Origin of the sequence: Pseudomonas sp. YL2 (genome assembly GCF_023063025.1) — a bacterium.
Classification (GTDB): Bacteria; Pseudomonadota; Gammaproteobacteria; order Pseudomonadales; family Pseudomonadaceae; genus Aquipseudomonas; species Aquipseudomonas putida_A.
The window spans coordinates 94,698-119,866 of the sequence record NZ_JAJSLU010000011.1; the positions used below are offsets into that span (position 1 = coordinate 94,698).

Below are 25,169 nucleotides of genomic sequence, written 5' to 3' on the forward strand. Positions count from 1 at the left end.
AATCGCTTGTAGGAGTGAGCCTGCTCGCGATAGCGGCGTGTCAGTCAACGCCGGCTTATCTGATACACAGCTATCGCGAGCAGGCTCACTCCTACAGTTTGGAAAGGTGTTTGCAGCTCAGCGGCCGAGGTAAACCTCGATCACCCGCTCGTTGTCCTGCACCTGCTCCAGCGACCCTTCCGCCAGCACGCTGCCCTGATGCAGCACCGTCACGTGGTCGGCAATCGAGCCGACGAAGCCCATGTCGTGCTCCACCACCATCAGCGAATGTTTGCCGGCCAGCGACTTGAACAGCTCGGCGGTGAATTCGGTTTCGGCATCGGTCATGCCCGCCACCGGTTCGTCGAGCAGCAGCAGTTGCGGGTCCTGCATCAACAGCATGCCGATTTCCAGAAACTGCTTCTGACCGTGGGACAGCAGGCCTGCCGGGCGATTGACCGAGCTGGTCAGGCGAATGGTTTCCAGCACCTCGCTGATGCGATCGCGCTGCTCGCCACTCAAGCGTGCGCGCAAACTGGCCCACACCGACTTGTCGGTCTTCTGCGCCAGCTCAAGGTTCTCGAACACGCTGAGGGCTTCGAACACCGTCGGTTTCTGGAACTTGCGGCCGATCCCGGCCTGGGCGATCTGCACTTCGCTCATCTGCGTCAGGTCGAGGGTTTCGCCGAACCACGCCTTGCCGTGACTGGGGCGGGTCTTGCCGGTGATCACGTCCATCAGCGTGGTCTTGCCCGCGCCGTTGGGGCCGATGATGCAGCGCAGTTCGCCGACACCGATGTACAGGTTCAGATTGTTCAGCGCGCGAAAGCCGTCGAAGCTGACGCTGATGTCTTCCAGGGTCAGGATCGTGCCGTGACGGGTGTCGAGGCCCGGCCCGACGCGCTGGCCGAGGCCGATCGAGTCGCGGCTGGTGCCCTCGTCCTTGTTCGGTTCCACGGGGAAAAACGCCGGTTCGAGCATGAATTCAGCACTCGCAGTGACTCTCATTGTTCACCTCGTTTCTTCAGCAGGCCGATCACGCCTTTGGGCAGATACAACGTCACGACGATGAACAGCGCGCCGAGGAAGAACAGCCAGTATTCAGGGAAGGCCACGGTGAACCAGCTCTTCATGCCGTTGACCACACCGGCACCGAGCAGCGGCCCGATCAGCGTGCCGCGACCGCCGAGGGCGACCCATACCGCCGCCTCGATCGAGTTGGTCGGCGACATTTCGCTGGGGTTGATGATGCCGACCTGCGGCACGTACAGGGCCCCGGCCAGACCGCACAGCACCGCGCTCAAGACCCAGACGAACAGTTTGAAACCGCGCGGGTCGTAGCCGCAGAACATCAGGCGGTTTTCTGCATCGCGCAGCGCGGTCAGCACCCGGCCGAACTTGCTCTGTGCAAGACGCCAGCCGATGAACAGACTCGCCACCAGCAACAGTACGGTCGCCAGAAATAGCACCGCGCGGGTGCCCGGCTCAGTGATGCCGAAACCGAGAATCGTGCGGAAATTGGTGAAGCCGTTGTTGCCGCCGAAGCCGGTCTCGTTGCGGAAAAACAGGAGCATCCCGGCGAAGGTCAGGGCCTGGGTCATGATCGAGAAATACACGCCCTTGATCCGCGAGCGGAAGGCGAAGAAGCCGAACACCAGCGCCAGCAGACCCGGTGCCAGCACCACCAGACACATCGACCAGATAAAGCTGCTGGTGCCGCTCCAGTACCACGGCAGGTCGGTCCACGACAGAAAGGTCATGAACGCCGGCAAGCCATCACCGGCGGCCTGGCGCATCAGGTACATGCCCATCGCATAACCACCGAGGGCGAAGAACAGGCCATGGCCCAGCGACAGCAGCCCGGCGTAGCCCCAGACCAGATCCAGCGCCAGGGCGACAATGGCGTAGCAGAGGATTTTGCCGACCAGCGTCAGCGTATACGCCGACACATGCAGCGTGCTGTCCGGCGCCAACAGTGAGAGCAGCGGCAGGGCGATCAGCAGCGCGAGGATCACCGCGCCGATGGCGAGGGTGACTTTCGGCCCGGCTTTTTGCGTGGCCGTGACAAGTAGAGGCTGGTTCATCAGTCGATCACCCGTCCTTTCAGTGCGAAGAGGCCTTGCGGACGTTTCTGGATGAACAGAATGATCAGCGCGAGGATCAGGATCTTGCCGAGTACCGCACCGATCTGCGGTTCAAGAATTTTGTTGGCGATGCCCAGCCCGAACGCGGCCAGCACGCTGCCGGCGAGTTGGCCGACGCCACCGAGCACCACCACCAGAAACGAGTCGATGATGTAGCTCTGGCCCAGGTCCGGGCCGACGTTGCCGATCTGACTCAGCGCCACGCCACCGAGGCCGGCAATGCCCGAGCCGAGGCCGAAGGCGAGCATGTCGACGCGCCCGGTGGGCACGCCGCAGCAGGCGGCCATGTTGCGGTTCTGCGTGACCGCACGGACGTTGAGGCCGAGGCGGGTCTTGTTCAGCAGCAGCCAGGTCAGCACCACCACGAACAAAGCGAAAGCGATGATCACGATGCGGTTGTACGGCAGCACCAGATTCGGCAGCACTTGAATACCGCCGGACAGCCACGCCGGGTTCGCCACTTCAACGTTCTGTGCGCCGAACAGCAGGCGCACCAACTGAATCAGCATCAGGCTGATGCCCCAAGTGGCGAGCAGGGTTTCCAGCGGTCGGCCGTAGAGATGACGAATCACCGTGCGCTCCAGCGCCATGCCGATTGCCGCCGTGACAAAGAACGCCACCGGCAGTGCGATCAGCGGATAGAACTCGATGGCTTGCGGGGCGTAGCGCTGGAACATCAGCTGCACCACGTAGGTCGAGTAGGCGCCAAGCATCAGCATCTCGCCATGGGCCATGTTGATCACCCCGAGCAGGCCGAAGGTGATCGCCAGCCCGAGGGCCGCGAGCAGCAGGATCGAGCCGAGGGACATGCCGCTGAACGCCTGACCCAACACTTCGCCGATCAGCAGTTTGCGCTTGACCTGAGCCAGACTGGTTTCGGCGGCGGTGCGCACCCCGGCATCGCTTTCCACGCCGGGTTCGAGCAGGCCTTCGAGGCGGGTGCGGGCCAGCGGATCGCCGGTTTCGCCGAGCAGGCGCACGGCGGCCAGACGCACCGCCGGATCGCTGTCGACCAGCTGCAGATTGGCCAGCGCCAGGCTCAGGGCGGCGTGGACGTTCTGGTCTTTTTCGCCAGCCAGCTGCTGGTCGAGGAATTTCAGCTGCGCGGGTTTCGCGCTTTTCTGCAATTGCTGCGCGGCACTCAGACGGGTTTTGGCGTCGGCGGCGAGCAATTGGTGGCTGGCCAGAGCGGTGTCGATCAGACCCCGCAGGCGGTTGTTCAGGCGCAGGGTTTTGGTTTGGCCGTCGAGGGTCAATTGGCCTTGTTGCAGGGCGTTGATCAGCTCGACACGCGCTGGCTCGGGCTGCGCGGCCCAGGCTTCCAGCAGTTTGGCCTGTTGCACGGGATTGGCGGCGACGAAGTCTTCGGCGTCGCCGGCAAAGGCAGTCATCGGCAACAGCAGTGCGATGGCGAGGATGAAGCGGTATAGGGTAGTCGGCATAAAGAGTCGCCTTGCGCGGACTAATTGTGGGAGCGGGCTTGCTCGCGAAAGCGGTGTGTCAGCTTGCATCTAAGTTGAATGACGAACTGCTTTCGCGAGCAAGCCCGCTCCCACAGGGGGAGTGTGCCGGACTGAAAGTCTTAACAGCCCGACACCCAATGGCTCAGTTGCTCTTCACCGCGTAATCCGGCTTCTTGTCGTTGCCATCGATAAACGGACTCCACGGCTGCGCGCGGATCGGGCCTTCGGTCTGCCACACGACGTTGAACTGACCGTCGTTCTGGATCTCGCCGATCATCACCGGTTTGTGCAGGTGGTGGTTGGTCTTGTCCATGGTCAGGGTGTAACCGGACGGCGCGGCGAAGGTCTGGCCGGCCAGCGCTTCGCGAACCTTGTCGACGTCGGTGGACTTGGCTTTCTCCACCGCTTGCGCCCACATGTGGATGCCGACGTAAGTGGCTTCCATCGGGTCGTTGGTCACCGCTTTGTCGGCGCCCGGCAGGTTGTGTTTCTTCGCGTAGGCCTTCCAGTCAGCGACGAACTTCTTGTTCACCGGGTTCTCCACGGACTCGAAGTAGTTCCACGCCGCAAGGTTGCCCACCAGCGGTTTGGTGTCGATGCCGCGCAGCTCTTCTTCACCCACCGAGAACGCCACCACCGGTACGTCGGTAGCCTTCAGGCCCTGGTTGGCCAGCTCTTTGTAGAACGGCACGTTGGAGTCGCCGTTGACCGTGGAGATCACCGCAGTCTTGCCGCCGGCGGAGAATTTCTTGATGTTGGCGACGATGGTTTGATAGTCGCTATGACCGAACGGGGTATAGACCTCTTCGATGTCCTTGTCGGCCACGCCTTTGGAATGCAGGAACGAGCGCAGGATCTTGTTGGTGGTACGCGGGTAGACGTAGTCGGTGCCGAGCAGGAAGAAGCGCTTGGCGCTGCCGCCTTCTTCGCTCATCAGGTATTCAACGGCGGGAATCGCTTGCTGGTTCGGCGCGGCGCCGGTGTAGAACACGTTTGGCGACATTTCTTCGCCTTCGTATTGCACCGGGTAGAACAGCAGGCCGTTGAGTTCTTCGAACACCGGCAGTACCGATTTACGTGAAACCGAGGTCCAGCAACCGAACACCACCGCGACCTTGTCCTGGGTCAGCAACTGCCGGCCCTTCTCGGCGAACAGCGGCCAGTTCGACGCCGGGTCGACCACCACCGGTTCGAGCATCTTGCCGTTCACCCCGCCCTTGGCGTTGATCTCGTCGATGGTCATCAGCGCCATGTCTTTGAGCGACGTTTCAGAGATCGCCATGGTCCCGGACAACGAATGCAGAATCCCGACCTTGATGGTCTCGGCCGCCTGGACAGTCCAGGTCATGCCCATCGCGGCAATGGATGCCGTGAGTGTGAAAGCCTTGATCAAACTGCGACGCTTCATTGTGCGATCTCCATGAACGTTAAAGTTTTTTATGGTTGGCAGATGCGGACGACTGAAGGTGTGTTTTGCAAGGGCTGTGCCCGGTCGGGATCGGGCAGGAAAATGTCGGTTTAGAGCGGTTGCGCGTTGGTGGGATGCACCATGAAGGGACGCGGAGAGAGCGTTGGTGCAGGCGGCCGCGCCAGATTGGGGCGCGATTTCAAGGACAACACTGTCCCCTGTAGGAGTGAGCCTGCTCGCGATAGCGTTCTGTCATCCGCATTGATGTCGAATGTGCCGCCGTCATCGCGAGCAGGCTCACTCCTACAAGTTGATTGGGTTGGATCAGCGGCGGCGCATCAGGCCGATGAAGAACAGACCGCCGATAGCCGCGGTGGCAACGCCGATGGGCAGGTCTTCCGGGGCGATCAGAGTTCGCGCGGCAACATCGACCCACACCAGAAACAGGCTGCCGAGCAGTACGCAGGCCGGCAGCAATCGGCGGTGTTCGGCGCCGACCAGACGCCGGGCAATGTGCGGCACCATCAGCCCGACAAAACCGATCGAGCCGCTGATCGACACCAGCACCCCGGTCATCAACGAGGCGATTACAAACACCCGCAGGCGCACGGCGCGGGCATTCAGGCCGAGGGTGACGGCGGTCTGTTCGCCGGCCATCAGTGCGTTCAATGGCCGGGCCATGCCCAACAGCAGACCGAGGCCGAGCAACACGCTCAGCGCCGGCACCGTCAGCAACTCCCAACGCGCGAGGCCGAGGCCGCCAAGCATCCAGAACATCACCGCCGAACTGGCGCGATGGTCGCCCATGAACAGCAGCAGATTGGCGATTGCCATCATCACGAACGACACTGCCACGCCGCACAGCAGCAACCGGTCGCTGTCGAGCCGACCCTGACGGTTGGCAATGCCCAGCACCAGAAACATGCTCAGCAATGCACCGATGAACGCGGCAATCGGCAGGGTCAGCAGGCCGACGATTTCACCGATGTGCAGCACCACGATCACTGCGCCGAGTGTCGCGCCGGAGGTGACGCCGAGCAGGTGCGGATCGGCAAGAGGATTGCGCGTCACCGCTTGCAGCACCGCGCCAATCAACGCCAACCCGGCACCGACCAACGCCCCGAGCAACATGCGCGGCACACGGATCAGCCAGACAATGTGCTCCTGCCCGGCGCTCCAGCTCACCTCGCCGAAACCGAAGGTCTTGTGCAGCAGAATCCGCCAAACCACCTCCACCGGCACCCGCGCCGGACCAAAACCGAGCGAGACCACGCATGACACCAGCAACACGGCGCCGAGGGCGATCAGCAACAAGGCGTAGCGACGGTCGATCATTCGCCGTGGAACCCCTTGGCCAGGGTTTCCACCGCCAGCACGTTATCGATCCCCGGCGTGGCCTGCACGTAAGGGATGACGATGAAGCGCTGGTTCTTGATCGCATCGACCGATTGCAGCGCCGGGTTCTTCAGCAGAAATTCGATCTTCTGTTCAGCAGTGATTTCGCTGTAGTCGACGATCACGATCACCTGCGGATTGCGCTCGACCACGGTCTCCCAGTTGACCCGGGTCCAGCTCGCTTCGACGTCATCGAGAATGTTGCGCCCACCCGCCGCGTCGATCAGCGCTTGCGGCATGCCGAGACGCCCGGAAGTCATGGCGCGGTCTTCGCCGCTGTCGTAGAGAAACACGCGCGGCTTGTCGGCGGGCAGGTCTTTGCGGATCTCGGCGACCTGATTCTGCATGTCGGCAATCAGTGCGTTGGCGCGATCCTGCACGTCGAAAATTTTCCCGAGGTTGCGCAGGTCGTTGTAGGTGTCGTCCAGTGTCGCCGCCGGGCGCTTCATCACGAAGGCGCAGGATTCGGTCAGCTCATACACGTTGATGCCCAGCGGTTGCAGGGTCTGCGGCGTGAGGTCGCCACCGACGCGCATGCCGTAATCCCAGCCGGCGAAGAAAAAATCGACGTTGGCGTTGAGCAGGGTTTCCACCGATGGATATTTCGCAGCCAGCTCCGGCAAGCCGTCGAGCAACGACTGCATTTCGGGCGTCACCGACTTCCAGCCGCTGACGCCGCTGTAACCGGCCATGCGCGATTTGAGGCCGAGGGCGAGCATCATCTGGGTCATGTTGATGTCGTGGCTGACCGCGTGTTTCGGCGCTTCGTTGAAGGTCACTTCGCGGTTGCAGCTATGGATGGTCAACGGGTATTTCGTAGCTTCGGCGAAGGCCTGGGCACTGCACAACAAAAGAGCGACACAAAGCAGGGAACGCACAGTCATGGTCGGGTTATCCAGGTGATTCGCGGGTAGCCGTGAAGAGGGTGGGAATCGATCAACGCCTCGACGCCGAACACGTCGCGCAGCAGCTCGGTGGTGAGTACCTGTTGCGGCGTGCCGCTGGCGACGATCCGCCCGTGATTGATCACGTACAGTCGGTCACAGAACGCGGCGGCCAGGTTCAGGTCGTGAATGCTGGCGAGGGTGCCGATCTGCAGACGTTTGACCAGTTGCAGCAGTTCGAGCTGATAACGCGGGTCGAGGTGGTTGGTCGGCTCGTCGAGGATCAGCAATTGCGGTTGCTGGGTCAGGGCGCGGGCGAGGATCACCCGCTGTTTTTCACCGCCGGACAGGGTGGCGAACGCATGGTCTTCGAAGCCGTCGAGGCCGACGGATTTGAGCGCTTGCGTCGCCAGATTGCGATCTTCCAGCGTGTCGCCATCGAACAGGCCTTTGTGCGGCGTGCGACCCATGGCGACCACTTCTTCGACGGTCAGGCCAAAGGCATCGGGGAATTCCTGCAGGACCACGGCGATGCGTTTCGCGCACCAGCGCGAGGATTGCTTCCACACGTTGTGGTGATCGAGTCTGACCTCTCCGCTTTCCGGCTGACTGAAGCGATAGGCGCAGCGCAGCAGGCTGGTCTTGCCGCTGCCGTTGGGCCCGATCAGCCCGACAAACTCACCGGCGGCCACCTGCAACGAGGCGTCACGCAGCTGGAACTGGTGATGGCAGTGGCCGTGGCCCAGAGGTGTCCAGGCCAGGTTGGCGAGGGTCAGTGAGGTCATGCTTTTACTCTGAAATATCGGGTGTTGCTGATGACGCCTTCGCGAGCAAGCCCGCTCCCACAGTGGATCGCATTTCAATGTGGGAGCGAGCTTGCTCGCGAAGGGGCCGGTGAATCAAAAGGTGTAATCCGCCGTGACGAAGAACGATCTCGGCTCGCCGAGAATCCACTGCTGGCCGGCATTGTATTGGCTTTGTGCGTACTGGCGGTCAAACAGATTGTTCAGTTGCAGGCCAAGCGTGGTGTTGCGCAGGGCTTGCCACGACAGCGTCGCATCGACCACGGTGTAACTTGGCAGCTCGTTGCGGTTGGCCATGTCGGCGTAACGCGCATCGACATAACGCACGCCGGCACCGGCCTTCAGATCATCGCTGAGGTTTTTGTTCAGCCACAGATTGGCGGTGCGCCGTGGCACATCCACCGGGCGATTGCCGTTGTACGACAGGGTTTGCCCGTCGACCACTTCGGAGAAGTCATCGTACTTGGCCTTCACGATCGCCGCGTTGGCCTGCAGTTGCCAGGCGTGCGGCAGTTGCAGATCGAGGCTGGCTTCCAGGCCGTTGGAAGATTGCTGGCCAACTTGCTGCTTGAGCGTCGGGTTGCCCGGATCGTCGGTCAGCAGTTTCTTTTTGACGATGCGATAGGCCGCCAGGGTGAACTCGCCGCGTTGATCCCAGAACAACTGCTTCATGCCGACCTCGGTCTGGCGTGCAGTCGACAGGTCGTATTGCTGCTGGCTCGGACTGAGGGATATCAGGCCGCCGATGCCGTCGGTGCTGGTCGCAACCTGACCGTAGAACGAAGTCTCAGGCGTCAGCGCAAACACCAGTCCGGCCTTCCAGTTGTTGCCGGTCAGGGTCTTGTCGCTCTGGCTGTCGTCGACCAGATTGTTGCGATCCACATGTACATAGTCACGGCGCACGCCGGTCACCAGCGACCAGCGCTCGCTCAGTTGCGTGCGGTTTTCAGCGAACACTGACATCTGTTTGGTGGTGCTGTCGAACTGGTCGCGGTACGGGTTGGCGCTTTCGAAATAGCCCGGTTGCGGGTGATACAGATCCAGCGCCTGACCGTTCGGCAGCACATCGTTGAACGGCGAGTTGCTGTTGAGCTGGAAGCGGATGCGGTTGTAATCGACGCCGGTCACGGTCTGGCTGTCGAGGCCGAACAGCGAATGCTTGAAGGTGAAGGTCTGGCGGTCGCCGACCTGCTCCTGCTGGTGGCCGATGCCGAAGTAGCCACTGCGGCTGAGTTGCTGACTGTCGCGGTCGAAGTTGTAGTTCTCGGCGTTCTGCCAGCGGCGCTGGGCCTTGAGGTAGTACAGCTCGTTGCTGGCACTGACGGCGTCGTTGATCTGCCAATCGCTGGTCAGGCGCGTCCACTGATCGTTGTAGTGCTGCTGATCGTCGCGCACGTTGTAGTTCTTGTTGCGCAGGCTGTCCTGCAATCGGCCGTTGATCAGTGGCGTGCCGAAGTAGTTCTGCGGACGCTGGTCGCCGTAGTCGTGGGCGAGGGTGAAGGCCAGGTCATCAGTGGCTTGCCAGCGCAGCGCGGCGCTGATGAAGTCGCTTGATGAATCACCGCGATCGATCCAGCCGTTGCTGCGCAGACGATTGAGATTGAGCCGATAGCTCAGGGTGTCGCTCAGCGAGCCGCCGCTGTCGAACGCCTGCTGCTGGCTGTCGTAGGAACCGTAGCCGACGCGCAGGTGATTTTCGATTTCACCCTCGAACGGTTTCTTCGGAATCACGTTGACCACAGCACCGGTCGCGCCTTCGCCGTACAGCACCGAGGCCGGGCCGCGCAGCACGTCGATGCGCTGCACCGACCAGGTGTCGACCGGAAAGGTCACGGTGCCCATGCCGGTGTACATCCGATTGCCGTCATACAACTGCATCACCGAACTCTGCCCGGTAAAACCGCGTGCCTGCAACGAGGTACCGCCATCGCCCGGGGTGCCGGTGCGGCTGATGCCGGTGCTGCGCGATACGGCGTCCTGCACGCTGCGATCGCCACGGGCACGCACCTGCTCGCCGCTGAGGCTTTCGACACTGGCCGGGGTTTCCATGGCTGTCAGGTTCAGACGCGAACCGGCGGTGGTCGGCGTGTTCAGGCTGACACTTTCTTCGTCAACCGCAGGCGCGGAGATGGTGCCGGTGGGCAGCGTCAGCGGCTGGCCATCAGCGTTGGCGTTGTTCAGGGCGAACAGGCAGAGGCTGGACAAGAGGTACTTGTTCATCGGGGCGGTGAATCACTTCTTCAAAAGAAAGCCCGCAACTTGTGGCTGCGGGCAGGGCGGCCTATTTGTGTTACACAGTAACACTAAAAAATGTCGAAGCTTAAGCCCCGGCAGTTTAAAGATCTGTCTGAAACGCGCATCTCGCCTGCTTCACGATGAAGTTGAGGCAGATTCAGTTTGGCGACCCAGACGCGACAACAGCAGGCGATCCAGCAGCCAGACCAGTACCAGCGAAGCCCCCACCAGCGGAAAGATCACGGCCAGCGCGAGCATGATCGCCACGCCGGTTTTCCATTTCGGCAGGTCATGGCGCAGCGGCGGCACGCCGAACTTGCCTTGCGGACGCCGCTTCCACCAGATCACCACACCGCTGACGGCGCTGAGCAGAATCATCAGGCAGATCAGCAGCACGACGATCTGGTTGAAGGTGCCGAACATCTTGCCTTCATGCAGCATCACGCCGATTTCCGTTGCCCGCGCCACTGCGCCGTACTGCTCGAAACGCACATCGGCGAGAACCTTGCCGGTGTACTGATCGACATGCAAGGTCGCGTCGTTGCGCGGGTCGTCGGCGAATACCGCGATGGTGAACACGCCGGTCGCGGTGGTTGGCAGGGTGATGCTGTAGCCGGGTTCGACCTTGCGTTCAATGGCGATGTTCTGCACCTCTTGCAGGCTGATCGCGGGTGCGGCGGGGCCGTGTTGCATACCGCCGTGGGCCATGTGTTCAGCGTGGTCGCCGGACATCGGCATCGGCGTGTTTTCCATCGCCCATGGCACGGTCTGGCGCGCGGCGTTATTGAGGCTGCCGGCCTCGACGTCGGAGGTCGGCACGTTGTTCCACATCGCGGCCGGGAACACGTTCCACACCTGCGCATATTGCTTGCCCCAGAACCCGGTCCAGGTCATGCCGCTGAGCAGCATCACCAGCAGCAATGCCGCGCCCCAGAACCCGGTGACCGCGTGCAGATCACGCCACAATACGCGACCGCGACTGTTCAGGCGTGGCCACAGAATCCCCGCCGCCTGACCGCGCGGCCACCACAGAAACACCCCCGACACCACCAGCACTACGCCCCAACCGGCGGCGAGCTCGATCAGGCGATCACCGAGCGTGCCGATCATCAATTCGCCGTGAATGGCGCGGGCGACGGCTTGCAGATTTTTCTTCGCATCCTGCTCGCCGAGGATGTCGCCGTGGTACGGATCGATGAATACGTTGAGTTCATGACCCTCATTCTTGACGACAAACTGAGCGCTGCGTTCGGCGTTGGCCGGCGGCAGGTATTGGCTGATCTGGCCTTGTGGATAAGCGCTTTTCACCCGTTGCAGCAGATCATCGGCCGGCACCATGTGATGCCCGGCGGGGACGTTGAGCAGGCTGCTGTACATCAGCGAATCGAGCTGCGGTTTGAACAGGTAGATGATGCCGGTCAGGGCCAGCATCACCATGAATGGCGCGACGAATAATCCGGCATAGAAATGCCAGCGCCACGCCAGGTTGTAGAAATTCGGTTTGGGCTTTTGCATCACGTTTGCTCCGCTTGGCTTGGATCTTTTAGTTGTTCTGTATGGGTAGCGTCACCGCTGCACTCCTGTGGGAGCGGGCTTGCTCGCGAAAGCGTCGTGTCAGGCGCCACCCGTGCCGGATGTGCCGCCGTCTTCGCGAGCAAGCCCGCTCCCACAAGGGCAGGGCGTGCCGCTCGGTTAGAAACTCATATCAACCTTGGTCCAGAGCGTGCGCCCCGGTTCATTTATCGCTTGCGGGTCGTTGGCCGGGTAGCCGAAACCGGCGTTACCGGCCAGGTTCAGGTGCTCGGCGTAAGCCTTGCCGAACAGGTTGTCGACGCCGGTGCTGACCTTCCAGTTTTTGTTGATCCGGTAGGCGCCGTTGAGCGAGAACACGCCAAAGCCGCCGCTCTTGTCGTAGTCCTTGCCGACCACGTTGCCCTTGTTCTGGTCGATGCGGTTTTGCGCCGCGACCACGCGCCACAGCGCCCCGGCGCTCCAGTTGTCTTCGCTGTAGGTCAGGCCGAAACGCGCATCCAGCGGCGGCACTTGCGGCAGAGCCTTGCCATCGCTGCTGTTCTTGCCCCAGGCGTAAGCCAGGGTCGCGTCGGCTTTCCAGTTATCGGTGAGTTTGTAGGCGGCGCCGAGCTCGCCACCCATGATCCGCGCGTCGATGTTTTCCGCGCGCGAAGTGCTCATGCCCATCATTGTCGGTGTGTAGTCGAACAGGATGTAGTCGCGCACCACACCGATGTAGCCCGAGGCCCAGGCTTCGAGTTCGGCAGTCTTGTAGTTCACGCCGAAGTCGAACTGGGTGGTCTTCTCCGGTTTGATCGAGTCGAACGCATTCAGCGAGCCGGCCGGGCCGGACTTCGGTGAAAACAGCTCCCAGTAATCCGGGAAGCGCTGCGCGTGACCGAGGCCGGCGTACAGCGTGGCCGGGCTGTCAGCGAGGTCATGCTCGTAACGCACGAAGCCGCTTGGCAGGGTGTCGGCGCGGGTCTCGTCGGCGGTCGGATTTGGCCGGCTCATCATTCCCGAACCAATGCGCTGCCGGTAATCCTTGGCCGAAGCACGGTCGACCCGGGCGCCGGTAATCAGCCGATCACGGTCGGCGGCGTACCAGGTCATTTCGCTGAACACGCCGTAGTTATGGAAATCGGCGTCCTTGGTGTAGGGCTGATCCTTGTAGGTGTCGATGCCCATGCCGCTGCGCTGGCGATGCTCGTTGGTCTGCGCATCGAGACCGGTGATCAGCTGGATGTCGGCCCAGCGCCAGGTTGCCTTGATCCGCGCGCCGAGGGTGCGCCGGTCGACGTTGGACGCCATGGGCTCGGCCATCATCCCGGTGCCGGACGGTGTGCGCAGGGTGTAGTTGTCCATCACGTGGTCGGCGTAGTTGTAGTAAACCTGTGCTTCAACTTTCTCCAGCACGTCGGTGATGTTGGATTTTTCGAAGCGCAGGCCGAGGCTTTCGCGAAGGAACTGCGAACCGTCCATGCCGCGCCCGGCGTAGCGCGCTTCGCCATCGCCCTTGCCGGCGGTGAGTTCGATCAGGGTGTCGGCGTCCGGGGTCCAGCCGAGCGCGATGTCACCGTTCCACTTGTCGTAGCGCGAGGCAACGATGTCGTTGTTGCCGTCGCGATAGTCGTCGGAGTGCGCGGTATTGCCGATTACCCGTACGTAGCCCAATGGCCCGCCGGCAGCGGCGTCGACAATTTTGTCGAAGCGTCCGTTGGAGCCGGCCAGCACGCTTGCATTCACCCGCGTGCCGAGTTCGCCGAAGCTTTCCGGCTCACGGTCGAAGAGGATCGTGCCGGCCGATGCGCCCGGCCCCCAGAGTACGGTTTGCGGGCCCTTGATCACCGTGAGTTTGTCGTAGGTTTCCGGCGAGATGTACGAGGTCGGTGCGTCCATGCGTCCGGGGCAGGCGCCGAGCAGCATGCTGCCGTTGGTGAGAATGTTCAGCCGCGAACCGAACATCCCGCGCAGCACCGGATCACCGTTGGTGCCGCCATTGCGCACCAGGGCGAAGCCGGGAATGGTCTTCAGGTAATCGCCGCCGTCACTGGCCGGCACCGGTTGGCGCGGATCCTTGGGGTTGGTGACGATGGTCAACGGCGAGCTGGGGGCGATCGCGGTAATCACCGTCGGACTGAGTTCTTCGTTGTGCCCGGCGTGGTCATCGGCCAGCACCAGCGGGGACGACAGGACGCCGCAAAGGACGGCGGTGGCGTGCGAGAAACCAATGCGCGATGCGTTCAGCGCGAAAGACGCCCGGGCAGAACCCGAGCGTGGAACAGCAGAAAACCTGGACATGACAATTTCCATCAAACAGTCGTAAACGACACGGCCGGCAGCCTGAAGCTGTCTTCTCAACCGTGTGCAATCAAAGGTGCGGTGTTTACGCGTTGACGGGCGGGGCGCGGGTGCGGGCGCCGGGGAAGAAGGTCTGCCGGGCATGGCCCAGGCGTGGAGAGGATGGGCTGAAGGTGTTGACGTGGGCGACGCTGAACGTGGCGAACGTGCCGCCCCCGGTCAGCGCCGGGCAGTTGAACAGCAGGCTGCAATAACCGCACTTTTCCCATAGGGCGTGGTGCGAGGATTGCGGCGGGCAGTGTTCGGCAGCCGGTTGTGCGCCGTGCGCGGCGTGATCCATGCCCGGCATGTCCATCGCCATGGGCATCGGCATGGACGTCGAGGCGTGTTGATCCATCGGCATCGACTGAGAAATCAGTGGGCCGATGAAGATCATCAACATGGCGAACAGGGCGATCCAGCTACCGCGGGTCAGAGTCTGGCTCTGGCGATGCAGGCGGGACGCCCCGGCGCATTGTGGGCGCACGGGCGTGGTCAGCCGGATCGGTTACTGGGCGTGATCGTGTGCCTTGGTGTCTTGCGGTGGTTTCTTCTGCACCGCGACTTCGACGGTCACGTCTCCGGCCTTCTCGAAATGCAGGGTCAGCGGGAAGCGTTTGCCGTCGCTGAGCAGGCTGCGGTCTTTCGGGTTGAGCAGCATCACGTGATAGGCCATCGGCGCGAACGTCACCTTGCCGCCGGCAGGAATCACCACGTCGGGCACCTGCTGCATTTTCATCAGGTCGCCCTGCATCACATGCTCGTGCAACTGAGCCTCGTCAGTAATCGGCGAGTCGACGCTGAGCAGGCGGTCGTCGGTCTTGCCGGGATTGCTGATCACGAAATAAGCGGCGACAGTCGGCGCATTGGGCGGCAGCTCCTGCGACCACGGGTGAGCGATTTCCAGCTCGCCGGCCTTGTATTCGTGGGCATGGGCGAAGCACGCCGGCAGCAACAGCGCAGCGATGACGAAGAGTTTGTTCAACATGGCAGTTCTCCAGAACGATGTGAAACGCAGGTCAATTGCGAGACAGATCAGACCAGAGGCGAGTCGCGGGGATTGAGGCTCGGCCATTGCTGGCGCGGTGTCGGTGTTAGCAACGAGGGCGGCGCCACGCTGCGATTGCTTTCGTAGCGGGCGAAATACAGCTGCGGCGTATGGCCCGGCAACGCCACCAGCGGCGCGGAACCCGAACAGCACCAGCAATGCTGCATGTTGGAATGGCTGTCGTTGGGCGGGGCTTTCTGCTCCGGGGTGCCGATGTCGATCGCCACCATCTTCGTCCCGCTGCCGGTGCAGAAACTGCTCCACAGCAATTGTTCGGCCGGTGAACTGGCCGCCTGCGCCAGCGCCCCGGTCATCGGCATGGCGAGCATGTTGAACAGCACTGCGAAGCAGGCGATCCAGGCAAATGCGAGCCGGTGTCGGTTCATGGGACAGATCCGTTGGGTGGGCAATCAGGCGCGGGCTATTTAGCCTGATCAGGGCCGATAAGTAAAAAGGCGTCGTGCGGTTTGGTGTCGCAGCGATCTCATCAACCAATCGCTCAGTTCACTGGTACCGCGTGAACCTCCATGTCTACTCCCAGCGTAGTTCGGATTACCGAAAAAATTTTTGCCAGATTGTCCATGCTCGGGTTGCCTTTGGCGGACAACATTCGATGCAGGCTTTTGCTGGGCTTTTCAGTTTCCCTCGCAAGTTCTTCGAATCCGACAGTTGCATTGACGAGGTCGCGCAAAATTATCCTCGCAACTTCTGGCTCGCCATTCAGAAAAAGCGTTGCGGCTTCGTCCAGTAATGCCTGGGCAAATTCGGGATCACGTTGTGCACGCTCTGAAATTGAAATTTTGTAGCTTCGAGTGAGCGCCATCAAATTACCTCTGGTTCTGTTCAGCTTTTTTTCGAGTTCGAAATTCGGCTATCAGTGCTTTCACCTGTTTGATGTCCTGTCTCTGTGTGGATTTATCTCCTCCACCGAACAAGATGATCAGTCGTTTTCGCTCTTGTATCAGATAAATTCTATAGCCAGGCCCCCAGTTTATTTTGTATTCGCCGAGACCATCGAACCACTTGATGTTGGAGGTGTTGCCCGCTTCCAACCGTGCCAAGGCTTTCGAAACCCTCGCTGCGGCCGGCACGCTCAAAGTGGAGATCCAACGGCCAAACGGGCTTGAATCGTTTTCTTGTAGATATTCTTCGAGTGTGATCACAGTCGGCCCTGAAGGTAACAAATAGGTTACTTATCATGCAAGCCGTGGATCTTGCCTCAGGAGGTGATCGCCTCCAATTCAACAAGTGTTTCTTGAAGCGTCCAAAACTCCCGATCAACCCTCGGCAACACCGGTCGCTTCAGCACCATCACCGGCACTCGCAACTCCCGCGCCACTTCCAGTTTCGGCTCGGTCGCGGTGCTGCCACTGTTCTTGCTGATCAGCACATCGATCTGCCGGCGTTCGAACAGTGCGCGTTCATCCTCCAGCAGAAACGGCCCACGGGCGCCGATGACTTCGCAGCGTTCGTTACCGGGATAAGCGTCGAGGGCGCGCAGGGTCCAATACTGGTTGGCAGGGATTTCGTCGAGGTGTTGCAGCGGTTCGCGGCCGAGGGTGAACAGCGGGCGGCGGAACGGTTTGAGGGCTTCGATCAGTTCGGCCCAGTCGCTGACTTCACGCCAGTCGTCGCCCGGTTGCGGCTGCCACGCGGGGCGGCGCAAGGCCCAGCAGCGGATGCCGGCGAGTTGTGCGGCGATGGCGGCGTTGTGGCTGATTTGCGCGGCGTAAGGGTGGGTCGCATCGAACAGCAGGTCGATGCCTTGAGCGCGAATGAATTGCGCCAGACCTTCGGCCCCGCCGTAGCCGCCGACGCGCACCTGGCAGGTCAGGTCGGTCGGCACCCGGCCCACGCCGGCCAGACTGTAAATGTGTTCTGGCCCCAGCGTACGGGCGATGGCCAACGCCTCGGTGACGCCGCCAAGCAACAGAATGCGTTTCATGCAAAACCTCCGGCGTGGCCGACAATGCCGCCCAGGCGATCAATCGCAAACACCTCGACCTGCACCTGCGCCGGCACCACGCTGCGGGCGAAATTCAATGCGTGGCGGCAGACCTCATCGCCGAGGGCGATGCCTGCAGCGCTGGCCATCGTCAGGGCCTGTTGACTGGTGTTGGCTTCACGAATGCTCTGCTGTAATGCCTGATCGGCACCAATCTCCGCCGCCCATTCAGCCAGTTGCGGCAGGTCGATGCTCGAATGCCTTGAGTGCAGATCCATGTGCCCGGCCGCCAGTTTGCTGATCTTGCCGAAGCCGCCGCACAGGCTGAGTTTATCCACCGGCACTTTGCGCAGATGCTTGAGCACCGCGCCGACAAAGTCACCCATTTCGATCAAGGCGATTTCCGGAAGGTCGTAGACCCGGCGCATGGTGTCTTCGCTGGCGTTGCCGGTGCACGCGGCAATGTGCAGATAGCCATTGGTTTTGGCGACGTCGATGCCCTGATGGATCGAGGCGATGTACGCCGCGCAGGAAAACGGCCGGACGATGCCGCTGGTGCCGAGGATCGACAAACCACCGAGAATGCCCAGCCGCGGGTTCATGGTTTTCAGCGCCAGCGCCTCACCGCCCTCGACATTGACGGTGACCTCGAAACCGCCGGCATAACCGATCTCGGCGGCGAGCAGGCTCAAGTGATCGCTGATCATCTTTCGCGGCACCGGGTTGATCGCCGGTTCACCGACGCCGAGTACCAGCCCCGGCCGGGTGACGGTGCCGACACCTGCGCCCGCGACAAAGCGAATCCCCGGCTCGGCCAGCAGCCGCACGTGCGAATAGAGCAGCGCACCGTGCGTTACGTCCGGGTCGTCGCCGGCGTCCTTGATCGTCCCTGCCTCGGCACCGCCCTCGGTCAGGCGGCAGAACTCCAGGCGCATCTGCACTTGTTTGCCTTTGGGCAGAACGATCTGCACCGCATCCGCCGACGTTCCGCCGAGCAGCAGGCGGGCGGCGGCGAGGCTGGTGGCGGTGGCGCAGCTACCGGTGGTCAGACCGCTGCGCAGCGGGGCGGGTTGTTCGGCGGTTTCGTCACGCATCGAGGGGTTTGACCAGATCCAGCAGGGTAATCGGCAACGCCTGACGCCAAGTGTCGAACTCGCCCAGCGGTTGCGCCTGGGCCACGTGGATGCGGGTCAGTTCGCCGCCGTGGCGTTCGCGCCAGTTCACCAGGGTGACTTCGCTTTGCAGGGTCACGGCGTTGGCAACCAGTCGGCCGCCGGGTTTGAGTTGTTCCCAGCAGGTTTCAAACACGCCTTCGCGGGTCACGCCGCCGCCGATGAAGATCGCGTCCGGGCGCTCCAGCCCGGCAAGTGCCTGCGGCGCACGGCCACGCACCAGGTGCAGACCGGGTACGCCCAACGCGTCGCGGTTGTGTTCGATCAAGGCCTGTCGGCCTTCGTCCGCCTCAATGGCAATCGCGCGGCAGCTCGGGTGCGCGCGCATCCATTCGATGCCGATCGAGCCGCAACCACCGCCGACGTCCCACAGCAATTCGCCGGGGATCGGTGCGAGGCGGGCGAGGGTGATGGCGCGGACATCGCGTTTGGTCAGTTGCCCGTCGTGCTGGAATGCCGAGTCGGGCAGTCCGGCAAGACGCGACAGGCGTGGCGCCTGCGCATCGGCCAGGCATTCGATGGCGATCACATTCAGATCGGCAATCGCCGGGTCATTCCAGTCATTGGCAGTACTTTCGAGGCGCCGTTCGGCATCGCCGCCCAAATGCTCAAGCACAGTCAGGCGGCTGCCGCCAAAACCGCGCTCGCGCAGCAGCGCCGCGACTGCCGCCGGACTGTGCCGGTCATTGCTCAACAGCAACAGGCGCACCCCGCTGAACAGCTGCGCATTGAGTGCCGCCAGTGGTCGCGCCACCAGCGATAGGGTGACCACCTCTTGAAGCGGCCAGCCGAGTCGGGCGGCGGCCAGCGAACAGGAGGATGGCGCCGGCAGGATCAGCATCTCGGCACTCGGCACGTGCCGCGCGAGGCTGGCGCCGACGCCGTAGAACATCGGATCACCACTGGCCAACACGCACACCGCTTCGCCGCGCTGCTCCAATACCGGCGCGAGGGAAAACGGACTCGGCCACAATTCGCGTTCGCCACGAATGCACACCGGCAGCAAGTCCAGTTGCCGCTGGCCGCCGATGATCCGCGAGGCGCCCATCAGCGCCCGCCGGGCATTTTTGCCCAAGCCCTTGAAGCCGTCTTCACCGATTCCCACAACCGTCAGCCAGGGTGTCATGCCGTTCCTTAATCCTGAGTAGATCTTCACGGGCGGCATGATAACGCGACTGCCGGCACCTGACGCAGGTCTGTCGTCGCGGCGTGTCGAGAACAACGCGGAAACTTAATGTCGAGTAATAGTGATTTTTTCAACTTCCGTTTTTGTTAGTTTGATTCCAAGTCAGTTCTTTTTAATAAGTCTGGCGCAATGAAGCTATAAAATTAATACGTGCCAAGTTGGCAGGGAGCGATATGGATATCAATTCAGCTACACGTTTAAGTCAGAGTAATGCAGTTGTCGTTAATAATATGTTGTTCACCGGACTGGAGGGGCGCGCAGAGGCCGATAACAGATTTGTGAGGAACTGCATTTATCTCGCCCAGATCGCGGCGGACAAGCGTTGTGACAGCAGCCTGCACCCTGCAGAGTGGTTCGATTACTTTGCCGGGGGCCTTTGGTCATGTGGCTGGAACCTGGAAGAGAAGCCGGTCGTGCTGGTCCAGGAGGCGTTTTCCGGAAGTGTGCAGGAGGCGTGGCGGCGGTTGACAGCCCCCTTGCTCGCGCGCGGTCAATTAGAGCAGGTTGAAGCCGGGCTGGCAGCACTGGAAAGAGATACAGCACTGCTGCAAAAGTTTACCGCTTTGAGTGGCAAAAGCTTCACTTCGCATATTGTGCCGGTCAGTAAGAATGCCAGCGGCGAGTTGGTTGTGGTGCTCAGCCATATCCGCTTTTTCAAGTTGGTATTGAGTACCAACTACCTGTTCTGGCAGGTCCATCAACCGATGTCGCAACTGGACATCCGCGCCAGGAGAATGGTGATCAATCGCCGGGACATCGACAAAAACCGGGACGTTGTAGATCAGGCGATTCGCGAGAGCGTGGCCGACCTTGAGGAGGTCGAACTCTGAAACGCCGCAGTTTCCGACCGGCAGGCATTTTCATGCGCTCGGGCAAAGCAGGCATAATGGCGACCTTTCGCCCACCACAGCGCTGCCAGCTAGCCGGTCATCCCTTGAACGAACGCTCTATGTCCACCGCTTTGCGCCCCTCGGCTTGTCCGGGGTTGCTGCGTATTGTCCAGGCGCTGGATGGCGGTATCTGCCGGATCAAGCTCAATGGCGGCTCGATCACTGCTGATCAGGCCGACGCGGTGGCCGATGCCGCCGAGCGTTTTGCCAGTGGCGCGATCGAGGCGACCAACCGCGCCAATCTGCAGATTCGCGGCATCGGCGAGCAGTCCGCGGCATTGGTCGACAGTTTGCTGGCCGCCGGGTTGGGGCCGCAAACCGCAGCGGGCGACGATGTGCGCAACCTGATGCTCAGCCCGAGTGCCGGGATTGATCGGCAGTTGCTATTCGATACCCGGCCTCTGGCCGAACAGATTCTGGCGACATTGCAGACGCATCCGCGCTTTCACCAGTTGAGTGCCAAGTTCGCCGTGCAGCTGGACGGCGGTGAGGCGTTGGCGATGCTCGAGCATCCGCATGATCTGTGGCTGTCGGCGTTCGAACGTGACGGTGAAGTGTTGTTGGCGTTCGGTCTGGCCGGCTGCCCGACCGATCGTGCGGCCGGTGCCGTGAGCGTGGAAAACGGCCATGCACTGGTGGTCGCGGTGCTGGAGTTGTTCCTTGAGCTGGCTCGGCCGGAGCAGACCCGCATGCGCCATTTGCTCGATGAACTGCCGCTGCTGGCGTTTCTCGAACAATTGCGCGAACGCGTGGCGATCACAGCTGCCGTCGCTCGACAGCGCACACCGATGGCGGATGCGCTGCATATCGGTGTTCACGCGCAAAACGCTGACGACCGGGTATATGTCGGTGCGGTGCCGGCGCTCGGCCGTCTCGATCCGGCCATGCTGCGGGGCGTGGCCCAGCTGGCTCGCGAGTTCGGAGATGGCAGCCTGCGTTTCACCCCTTGGCAAAGTCTGCTGCTGCCGAACGTGAAGCCCGCCGACCCGGGGCGAGTCCTGCAACACCTGAGTCAATTGCACTGGCTGACCGACACCCGCGAGCCGCTGTCCCGGCTGATTGCCTGCACCGGCTCCAGCGGTTGTGGCAAAGGTCTGGCCGATACCAAACACGACGCGCGGCTGCTGGCGACGTTGTTGCCACAGGCGCAGCACGTGCACCTGTCCGGTTGCCCGCGCTCTTGTGCGGCGGCCCATTGCGCCCCGGCGACATTGCTGGCGGTCAGCCCCGGTCATTACGACCTTTATTTTCGCGATGCAGCGCTGCCGGGTTTCGGCACGCTGCACGCACGCAACCTTACTATTGAAGCGGCCGCGATCCTGCTCGACGCCCGCTCACGGAGCCCCCTTGATGCTTGATTACATCCGCGACGGTCAGGAGATCTATCGCAACTCCTTCGCGATCATTCGCAGCGAGGCCAATCTGGCGCGCATCCCGGCCGATCTGGAAAAACTCGCGGTGCGGGTGATCCACGCCTGCGGCATGGTCGAGGCGGTCGATGGTCTGCAGTTTTCCGAAGGTGCCGGCAAGGCCGGGCGCGATGCGCTGGCGGCCGGTGCGCCGATCCTGTGCGACGCGCGGATGGTCTCCGAAGGCGTGACCCGCGCCCGTCTGCCAGCCAACAACGAGGTGATCTGCACTTTGCGTGACGACAGCGTGCCGCAGCTGGCCCGTGAGCTGGGCAACACCCGCTCGGCGGCCGCGCTGGAACTGTGGCGTCCGCATCTGGAAGGCAGCGTGGTGGTGATCGGCAACGCGCCGACCGCGCTGTTCTATCTGCTGGAAATGCTCGACGCCGGCGCACCGAAACCGGCGCTGATTCTTGGCTTCCCGGTGGGCTTTGTCGGCGCCGCCGAATCGAAAGCGGCGCTGGCGGCTGACAGTCGCGGCGTACCGTTCGTGATCATGCAGGGTCGGCTGGGCGGCAGCGCCATGGCCGCCGCAGCAGTCAATGCCCTCGCCACGGAGATCGAATGATGCAGGCCAAAGGACGTCTGATCGGCCTCGGCGTGGGCCCCGGTGATCCGGAACTGATTACCGTCAAAGCCCTGCGTCTGCTGCGCGAGTCGCCAGTGGTGGCGTACTTTGTCGCCAAGGGCAAGAAGGGCAATGCGTTCGGCATTATCGAAGCGCACCTGCAGGACGCGCAGAATCTGTTGCCGCTGGTGTACCCGGTGACCACCGAAGTGCTGCCGGCGCCGCTGTCCTACGAGCAAGTGATCAGCGATTTCTATGATGATGCCGCCGAAGAAGTTGCGGCGCATCTGGACGCCGGGCGCGACGTTGCAGTGATCTGCGAAGGCGATCCGTTCTTCTACGGCTCCTACATGTATCTGCATGACCGGTTGTCCACGCGCTATGAAGCCGAAGTGGTACCGGGCGTGTGCTCGATGCTCGGCGGCGCCTCGGTGCTCGGCGCGCCGCTGGTGTATCGCAACCAGAGCCTGTCGGTGCTCTCCGGCGTGCTGCCGCATGAGGATCTCAAGCGCCGTCTGGCCGACGCCGATGCGGCGGTGATCATGAAACTGGGGCGCAACTTTCCCAAGGTCCGTGCGGTACTCGAAGAGCTCGGTCTGGCCGAGCGGGCGCTGTACGTCGAACGCGCGACCATGGCCAATCAGAAGATCGTGCCGCTGGATCAGGTCGAGCCGATGTCCTCGCCGTACTTCTCGCTGATCATCGTCCCGGGCGAACGGTGGCAAGGTTGATGACGCCATCCACACCGGCCATTGTCATCCTCGGACAAGGCGCGCTCGCTACCGCACGGCGGATCCAGCAGTTGTATCCGACAGCGCAGATCCACGGCCTCGCCGGACGCGTCGAAGGCGCCGACTGCAGCTATCAGGAATTCGGCGCGACCCTGCGTGAGTTGTATCAGCAAGACACGCCGATCATTGCCCTGTGCGCGGCTGGTATTGTCATTCGCACCCTGGCGCCGTTGTTGCTGGAGAAAGGTGCTGAACCGGCGGTGCTCGCCGTTGCTGAAGACGGCAGCGCAGTGGTGCCGCTGCTCGGTGGCCTCGGCGGAGTGAATGTCATGGCCCGGGAAATCGCTGCCGCATTGCAGGTCGCCGCGGCGATCACCACCAGTGGCGAATTGCGTTTTGGCACCTGCCTGCTCAATCCACCCAGCGGTTATGCGCTGGCTGATCTGGAACTGGGCAAGCGTTTCGTTTCCGATCTGCTGGCGGGGCACAGCGTGCGCATTGAAGGGGCGGCGCCGTGGCTGGATCAGGCGCAGTTGCCGCAAGACCCGCAGGCGCAACGTTCGATTCATGTTGGCAGTGCCGAGCGTGTCGCCAGCGCCAACGAGCTGCTGATCTATCCACGCAGTGTGGCGGTGGCGGTGAGTGCGCAGTTGGACGATCTGCCGCATGCCGTGCGCGCCGCATTGCAGCAGGCCGGGGTTGCGCAGCAGTCGCTGGCCTGTCTGCTGGCGGCTGATACTGAAATGGCGTCGGCCGAACTGCGTGAAGCCGCCTTCGAACTGGGTGTGCCACTGCGCTTTGTCGCGGCGCAAAAAGACCTCGGCGAGTTGGCTCGTCAGGCACTGCCACAGGCCTCGATCAGCAGTGCCAACGGCTTGGCGATTGCCCTCGCCGAACAGCCGCTGGACGTCGCGCAGATCGGTCGTCAACGTGGGCGCCTGGCGGTGATCGGCCTTGGCCCCGGCGCTGCCGAGTTGATGGTGCCTGCGGTCAAGGCGGAACTGGCGCGGGCCACCGATGTGCTCGGCTACGAAACCTATGTGCGCATGGCCGGCCCGTTTCGCGATGATCAGGTGCAGCACTGCACCGACAATCGCGAAGAAATGCAGCGCGCCCGCCACGCCTTCCGGCTGGCGGCCGAGGGGCGTTCGGTCATCGTGGTCTCATCCGGCGACCCCGGCGTGTTCGCCATGGCCGCGGCGGTGCTCGAAGCGTTGCACGAGTCGAGCGATCCGGCCTGGCACAGCGTCGAACTGGAAATCCTGCCGGGGGTGTCCGCCTCGCTCGCCACAGCTGCGCAAGCGGGTGCGCCGCTGGGGCATGATTTCTGCGTGATGTCGCTGTCGGACAACCTCAAGCCGTGGTCGATCATTGAAAAGCGTCTGGATCTGGCGGCCGCCGCCGATCTGGCCCTGGCCTTCTACAATCCGATCTCCCGGGCGCGTCCGTGGCAACTGGGACGTGCACTGGAAATCGTTGCGCAACATCGCACTGCGGCGACGCCGGTGGTGTTGGGGCGCGACATCGGTCGGCCGGGGCAGTCCCTGCGGGTCACCACACTGGGGCAACTGACCCCGGATCAGGTGGACATGCGCACCATGGTGCTGATTGGTTCTTCGACCACGTGCACGTTCCCCAAGGCCGAAGGTGGCGAGTGGGTCTACACGCCGCGCTGGTACGGCGAAAAGCCGCAATCATGACCGCAGGCGAGGGGGCTTGCCCCCTCGCCATGCCGGACATTGCAGGTAAAGTGTTTCCGGATTTGCCGGCGTCATATTTTTCAGCGGGGCGTGTGTGATCTGCTCCAGCGCCGCGTGGGATCTTTCTTGTTACTTACATCTTGTCGGACTTATTCTGAATCTTGAAAGATCACAGCAACAGTCCGCGCGCAGTTGTGCTGAATATTTTCCAGCTGTGTTGATTTATATATCAGGCTTGTCGCAATAACTTGTTGCTGTTACATGCGTTATCAGTTGTTTTTGATTTGTCTGTTTTGACATGTATTGAAAGTTATGAAGTTTGAGCGGTGGTTCGCCAGTCGTTAGCTTGTTCGTCAT

General features: G+C 62.1%; 23 protein-coding genes. 5 read left to right on the forward strand and 18 right to left on the reverse strand.

The annotated features are described in order from the left end of the window. Nucleotides 1-117: 117 nt before the first annotated feature. From urtD to cbiE, 18 genes are all read right to left on the reverse strand, one after another. On the reverse strand, nt 118-987 hold the full coding sequence (gene urtD, locus LVD08_RS16935) for an urea ABC transporter ATP-binding protein UrtD (RefSeq protein WP_096794792.1): 870 nt from the start codon (nt 985-987) through the stop codon (nt 118-120). Then, nucleotides 984-2,063 (reverse strand): urea ABC transporter permease subunit UrtC, encoded by a 1,080-nt coding sequence (gene urtC / locus LVD08_RS16940; protein WP_247268710.1) that lies wholly within the window; start codon nt 2,061-2,063, stop codon nt 984-986. Before urtC ends, urtD begins: the two co-directional genes overlap by 4 nt. Then, entirely contained in the window at nt 2,063-3,565 is a 1,503-nt protein-coding gene (gene urtB / locus LVD08_RS16945) for an urea ABC transporter permease subunit UrtB (protein ID WP_247268711.1), read from the reverse strand. Before urtB ends, urtC begins: the two co-directional genes overlap by 1 nt. Nucleotides 3,566-3,728: 163 nt before the next feature. Further along, nucleotides 3,729-4,994 carry an urea ABC transporter substrate-binding protein gene (gene urtA / locus LVD08_RS16950; protein WP_064585757.1) on the reverse strand — a complete coding sequence of 422 codons (1,266 nt, stop codon included), beginning with the start codon at nt 4,992-4,994 and terminating at the stop codon, nt 3,729-3,731. 324 nt (nt 4,995-5,318) lie between these two features. After that, on the reverse strand, nt 5,319-6,329 hold the full coding sequence (locus LVD08_RS16955; RefSeq protein ID WP_096794794.1) for a FecCD family ABC transporter permease: 1,011 nt from the start codon (nt 6,327-6,329) through the stop codon (nt 5,319-5,321). After that, nucleotides 6,326-7,273: an ABC transporter substrate-binding protein gene (locus LVD08_RS16960; protein ID WP_097089895.1), complete on the reverse strand. Its 948-nt coding sequence runs from the start codon at nt 7,271-7,273 to the stop codon at nt 6,326-6,328. The genes LVD08_RS16955 and LVD08_RS16960 overlap by 4 nt, the downstream gene beginning before the upstream one ends. Then, on the reverse strand, nt 7,270-8,058 hold the full coding sequence (locus LVD08_RS16965; RefSeq protein WP_027613567.1) for an ABC transporter ATP-binding protein: 789 nt from the start codon (nt 8,056-8,058) through the stop codon (nt 7,270-7,272). Before LVD08_RS16965 ends, LVD08_RS16960 begins: the two co-directional genes overlap by 4 nt. Before the next feature lie 114 nt (nt 8,059-8,172). Beyond that, entirely contained in the window at nt 8,173-10,296 is a 2,124-nt protein-coding gene (locus LVD08_RS16970) for a TonB-dependent receptor (protein WP_247268712.1), read from the reverse strand. Nucleotides 10,297-10,446: 150 nt separating this feature from the next. After that, nucleotides 10,447-11,826, reverse strand: a complete 1,380-nt coding sequence (locus LVD08_RS16975) for a PepSY-associated TM helix domain-containing protein (protein ID WP_247268713.1) — start codon at nt 11,824-11,826, stop codon at nt 10,447-10,449. 177 nt (nt 11,827-12,003) lie between these two features. Beyond that, the gene (locus LVD08_RS16980) at nt 12,004-14,124 is read right to left on the reverse strand and encodes a TonB-dependent copper receptor (protein WP_247268714.1); all 2,121 of its coding nucleotides are present in this window, start codon (nt 14,122-14,124) and stop codon (nt 12,004-12,006) included. 85 nt (nt 14,125-14,209) lie between these two features. Further along, entirely contained in the window at nt 14,210-14,650 is a 441-nt protein-coding gene (locus LVD08_RS16985; protein ID WP_247268715.1) for a DUF2946 domain-containing protein, read from the reverse strand. A gap of 21 nt (nt 14,651-14,671) precedes the next feature. Next, on the reverse strand, nt 14,672-15,151 hold the full coding sequence (locus LVD08_RS16990) for a copper chaperone PCu(A)C (protein ID WP_247268716.1): 480 nt from the start codon (nt 15,149-15,151) through the stop codon (nt 14,672-14,674). Nucleotides 15,152-15,198: 47 nt separating this feature from the next. Beyond that, on the reverse strand, nt 15,199-15,597 hold the full coding sequence (locus LVD08_RS16995; protein WP_247268717.1) for a DUF2946 domain-containing protein: 399 nt from the start codon (nt 15,595-15,597) through the stop codon (nt 15,199-15,201). A gap of 113 nt (nt 15,598-15,710) precedes the next feature. Continuing rightward, the gene (locus LVD08_RS17000; RefSeq protein ID WP_027613574.1) at nt 15,711-16,034 is read right to left on the reverse strand and encodes a helix-turn-helix domain-containing transcriptional regulator; all 324 of its coding nucleotides are present in this window, start codon (nt 16,032-16,034) and stop codon (nt 15,711-15,713) included. Between the two features lie 4 nt (nt 16,035-16,038). Beyond that, nucleotides 16,039-16,374 carry a type II toxin-antitoxin system RelE/ParE family toxin gene (locus LVD08_RS17005; RefSeq protein ID WP_247268718.1) on the reverse strand — a complete coding sequence of 112 codons (336 nt, stop codon included), beginning with the start codon at nt 16,372-16,374 and terminating at the stop codon, nt 16,039-16,041. A gap of 56 nt (nt 16,375-16,430) precedes the next feature. Continuing rightward, a complete protein-coding gene (locus tag LVD08_RS17010; protein WP_247268719.1) occupies nt 16,431-17,156 on the reverse strand; it encodes a cobalt-precorrin-6A reductase in 726 nt (241 codons plus the stop codon). Further along, nucleotides 17,153-18,250 carry a cobalt-precorrin-5B (C(1))-methyltransferase gene (locus LVD08_RS17015; protein WP_247268720.1) on the reverse strand — a complete coding sequence of 366 codons (1,098 nt, stop codon included), beginning with the start codon at nt 18,248-18,250 and terminating at the stop codon, nt 17,153-17,155. Before LVD08_RS17015 ends, LVD08_RS17010 begins: the two co-directional genes overlap by 4 nt. Then, complete coding sequence (gene cbiE / locus LVD08_RS17020; RefSeq protein ID WP_247268721.1) at nt 18,243-19,454, reverse strand: precorrin-6y C5,15-methyltransferase (decarboxylating) subunit CbiE; 1,212 nt, start codon at nt 19,452-19,454, stop codon at nt 18,243-18,245. Before cbiE ends, LVD08_RS17015 begins: the two co-directional genes overlap by 8 nt. 233 nt (nt 19,455-19,687) lie before the next feature. Between cbiE and LVD08_RS17025 the strand changes: the two genes are divergently transcribed. The 5 genes from LVD08_RS17025 (at nt 19,688) to cobJ (ending at nt 24,812) form a co-directional block, all read left to right on the forward strand. Further along, nucleotides 19,688-20,344 carry a hypothetical protein gene (locus LVD08_RS17025; RefSeq protein ID WP_247268722.1) on the forward strand — a complete coding sequence of 219 codons (657 nt, stop codon included), beginning with the start codon at nt 19,688-19,690 and terminating at the stop codon, nt 20,342-20,344. A gap of 119 nt (nt 20,345-20,463) precedes the next feature. Further along, nucleotides 20,464-21,762, forward strand: coding sequence for a precorrin-3B synthase (cobG, locus tag LVD08_RS17030; RefSeq protein WP_342453912.1), 1,299 nt, complete (start codon nt 20,464-20,466; stop codon nt 21,760-21,762). Beyond that, nucleotides 21,755-22,381 (forward strand): precorrin-8X methylmutase, encoded by a 627-nt coding sequence (locus tag LVD08_RS17035; RefSeq protein WP_096794809.1) that lies wholly within the window; start codon nt 21,755-21,757, stop codon nt 22,379-22,381. Before cobG ends, LVD08_RS17035 begins: the two co-directional genes overlap by 8 nt. After that, complete coding sequence (locus LVD08_RS17040; RefSeq protein WP_371917839.1) at nt 22,378-23,112, forward strand: precorrin-2 C(20)-methyltransferase; 735 nt, start codon at nt 22,378-22,380, stop codon at nt 23,110-23,112. The genes LVD08_RS17035 and LVD08_RS17040 overlap by 4 nt, the downstream gene beginning before the upstream one ends. Continuing rightward, the gene (cobJ, locus tag LVD08_RS17045) at nt 23,112-24,812 is read left to right on the forward strand and encodes a precorrin-3B C(17)-methyltransferase (RefSeq protein WP_247268724.1); all 1,701 of its coding nucleotides are present in this window, start codon (nt 23,112-23,114) and stop codon (nt 24,810-24,812) included. Before LVD08_RS17040 ends, cobJ begins: the two co-directional genes overlap by 1 nt. Nucleotides 24,813-25,169: the final 357 nt, after the last annotated feature.

Excerpts from the sequence above, each read along its gene's own strand:
- urtD (WP_096794792.1), bottom strand. The coding sequence starts at position 987 with ATGAGAGTCACTGCGAGTGCTGAATTCATGCTCGAACCGGCGTTTTTC.
- LVD08_RS16965 (WP_027613567.1), bottom strand. The coding sequence starts at position 8,058 with ATGACCTCACTGACCCTCGCCAACCTGGCCTGGACACCTCTGGGCCAC.
- LVD08_RS16975 (WP_247268713.1), bottom strand. The coding sequence starts at position 11,826 with ATGCAAAAGCCCAAACCGAATTTCTACAACCTGGCGTGGCGCTGGCAT.
- urtA (WP_064585757.1), bottom strand. The coding sequence starts at position 4,994 with ATGAAGCGTCGCAGTTTGATCAAGGCTTTCACACTCACGGCATCCATT.
- LVD08_RS17025 (WP_247268722.1), top strand. The coding sequence starts at position 19,688 with ATGGATATCAATTCAGCTACACGTTTAAGTCAGAGTAATGCAGTTGTC.
- cobJ (WP_247268724.1), top strand. The coding sequence starts at position 23,112 with ATGACGCCATCCACACCGGCCATTGTCATCCTCGGACAAGGCGCGCTC.
- LVD08_RS16980 (WP_247268714.1), bottom strand. The coding sequence starts at position 14,124 with ATGTCCAGGTTTTCTGCTGTTCCACGCTCGGGTTCTGCCCGGGCGTCT.
- urtB (WP_247268711.1), bottom strand. The coding sequence starts at position 3,565 with ATGCCGACTACCCTATACCGCTTCATCCTCGCCATCGCACTGCTGTTG.
- LVD08_RS16960 (WP_097089895.1), bottom strand. The coding sequence starts at position 7,273 with ATGACTGTGCGTTCCCTGCTTTGTGTCGCTCTTTTGTTGTGCAGTGCC.
- cbiE (WP_247268721.1), bottom strand. The coding sequence starts at position 19,454 with ATGACACCCTGGCTGACGGTTGTGGGAATCGGTGAAGACGGCTTCAAG.
- urtC (WP_247268710.1), bottom strand. The coding sequence starts at position 2,063 with ATGAACCAGCCTCTACTTGTCACGGCCACGCAAAAAGCCGGGCCGAAA.
- LVD08_RS16970 (WP_247268712.1), bottom strand. The coding sequence starts at position 10,296 with ATGAACAAGTACCTCTTGTCCAGCCTCTGCCTGTTCGCCCTGAACAAC.
- LVD08_RS17000 (WP_027613574.1), bottom strand. The coding sequence starts at position 16,034 with ATGGCGCTCACTCGAAGCTACAAAATTTCAATTTCAGAGCGTGCACAA.
- LVD08_RS16990 (WP_247268716.1), bottom strand. The coding sequence starts at position 15,151 with ATGTTGAACAAACTCTTCGTCATCGCTGCGCTGTTGCTGCCGGCGTGC.
- cobG (WP_342453912.1), top strand. The coding sequence starts at position 20,464 with ATGTCCACCGCTTTGCGCCCCTCGGCTTGTCCGGGGTTGCTGCGTATT.
- LVD08_RS17035 (WP_096794809.1), top strand. The coding sequence starts at position 21,755 with ATGCTTGATTACATCCGCGACGGTCAGGAGATCTATCGCAACTCCTTC.
- LVD08_RS17010 (WP_247268719.1), bottom strand. The coding sequence starts at position 17,156 with ATGAAACGCATTCTGTTGCTTGGCGGCGTCACCGAGGCGTTGGCCATC.
- LVD08_RS16955 (WP_096794794.1), bottom strand. The coding sequence starts at position 6,329 with ATGATCGACCGTCGCTACGCCTTGTTGCTGATCGCCCTCGGCGCCGTG.
- LVD08_RS17015 (WP_247268720.1), bottom strand. The coding sequence starts at position 18,250 with ATGCGTGACGAAACCGCCGAACAACCCGCCCCGCTGCGCAGCGGTCTG.
- LVD08_RS16995 (WP_247268717.1), bottom strand. The coding sequence starts at position 15,597 with ATGAACCGACACCGGCTCGCATTTGCCTGGATCGCCTGCTTCGCAGTG.
- LVD08_RS17040 (WP_371917839.1), top strand. The coding sequence starts at position 22,378 with ATGATGCAGGCCAAAGGACGTCTGATCGGCCTCGGCGTGGGCCCCGGT.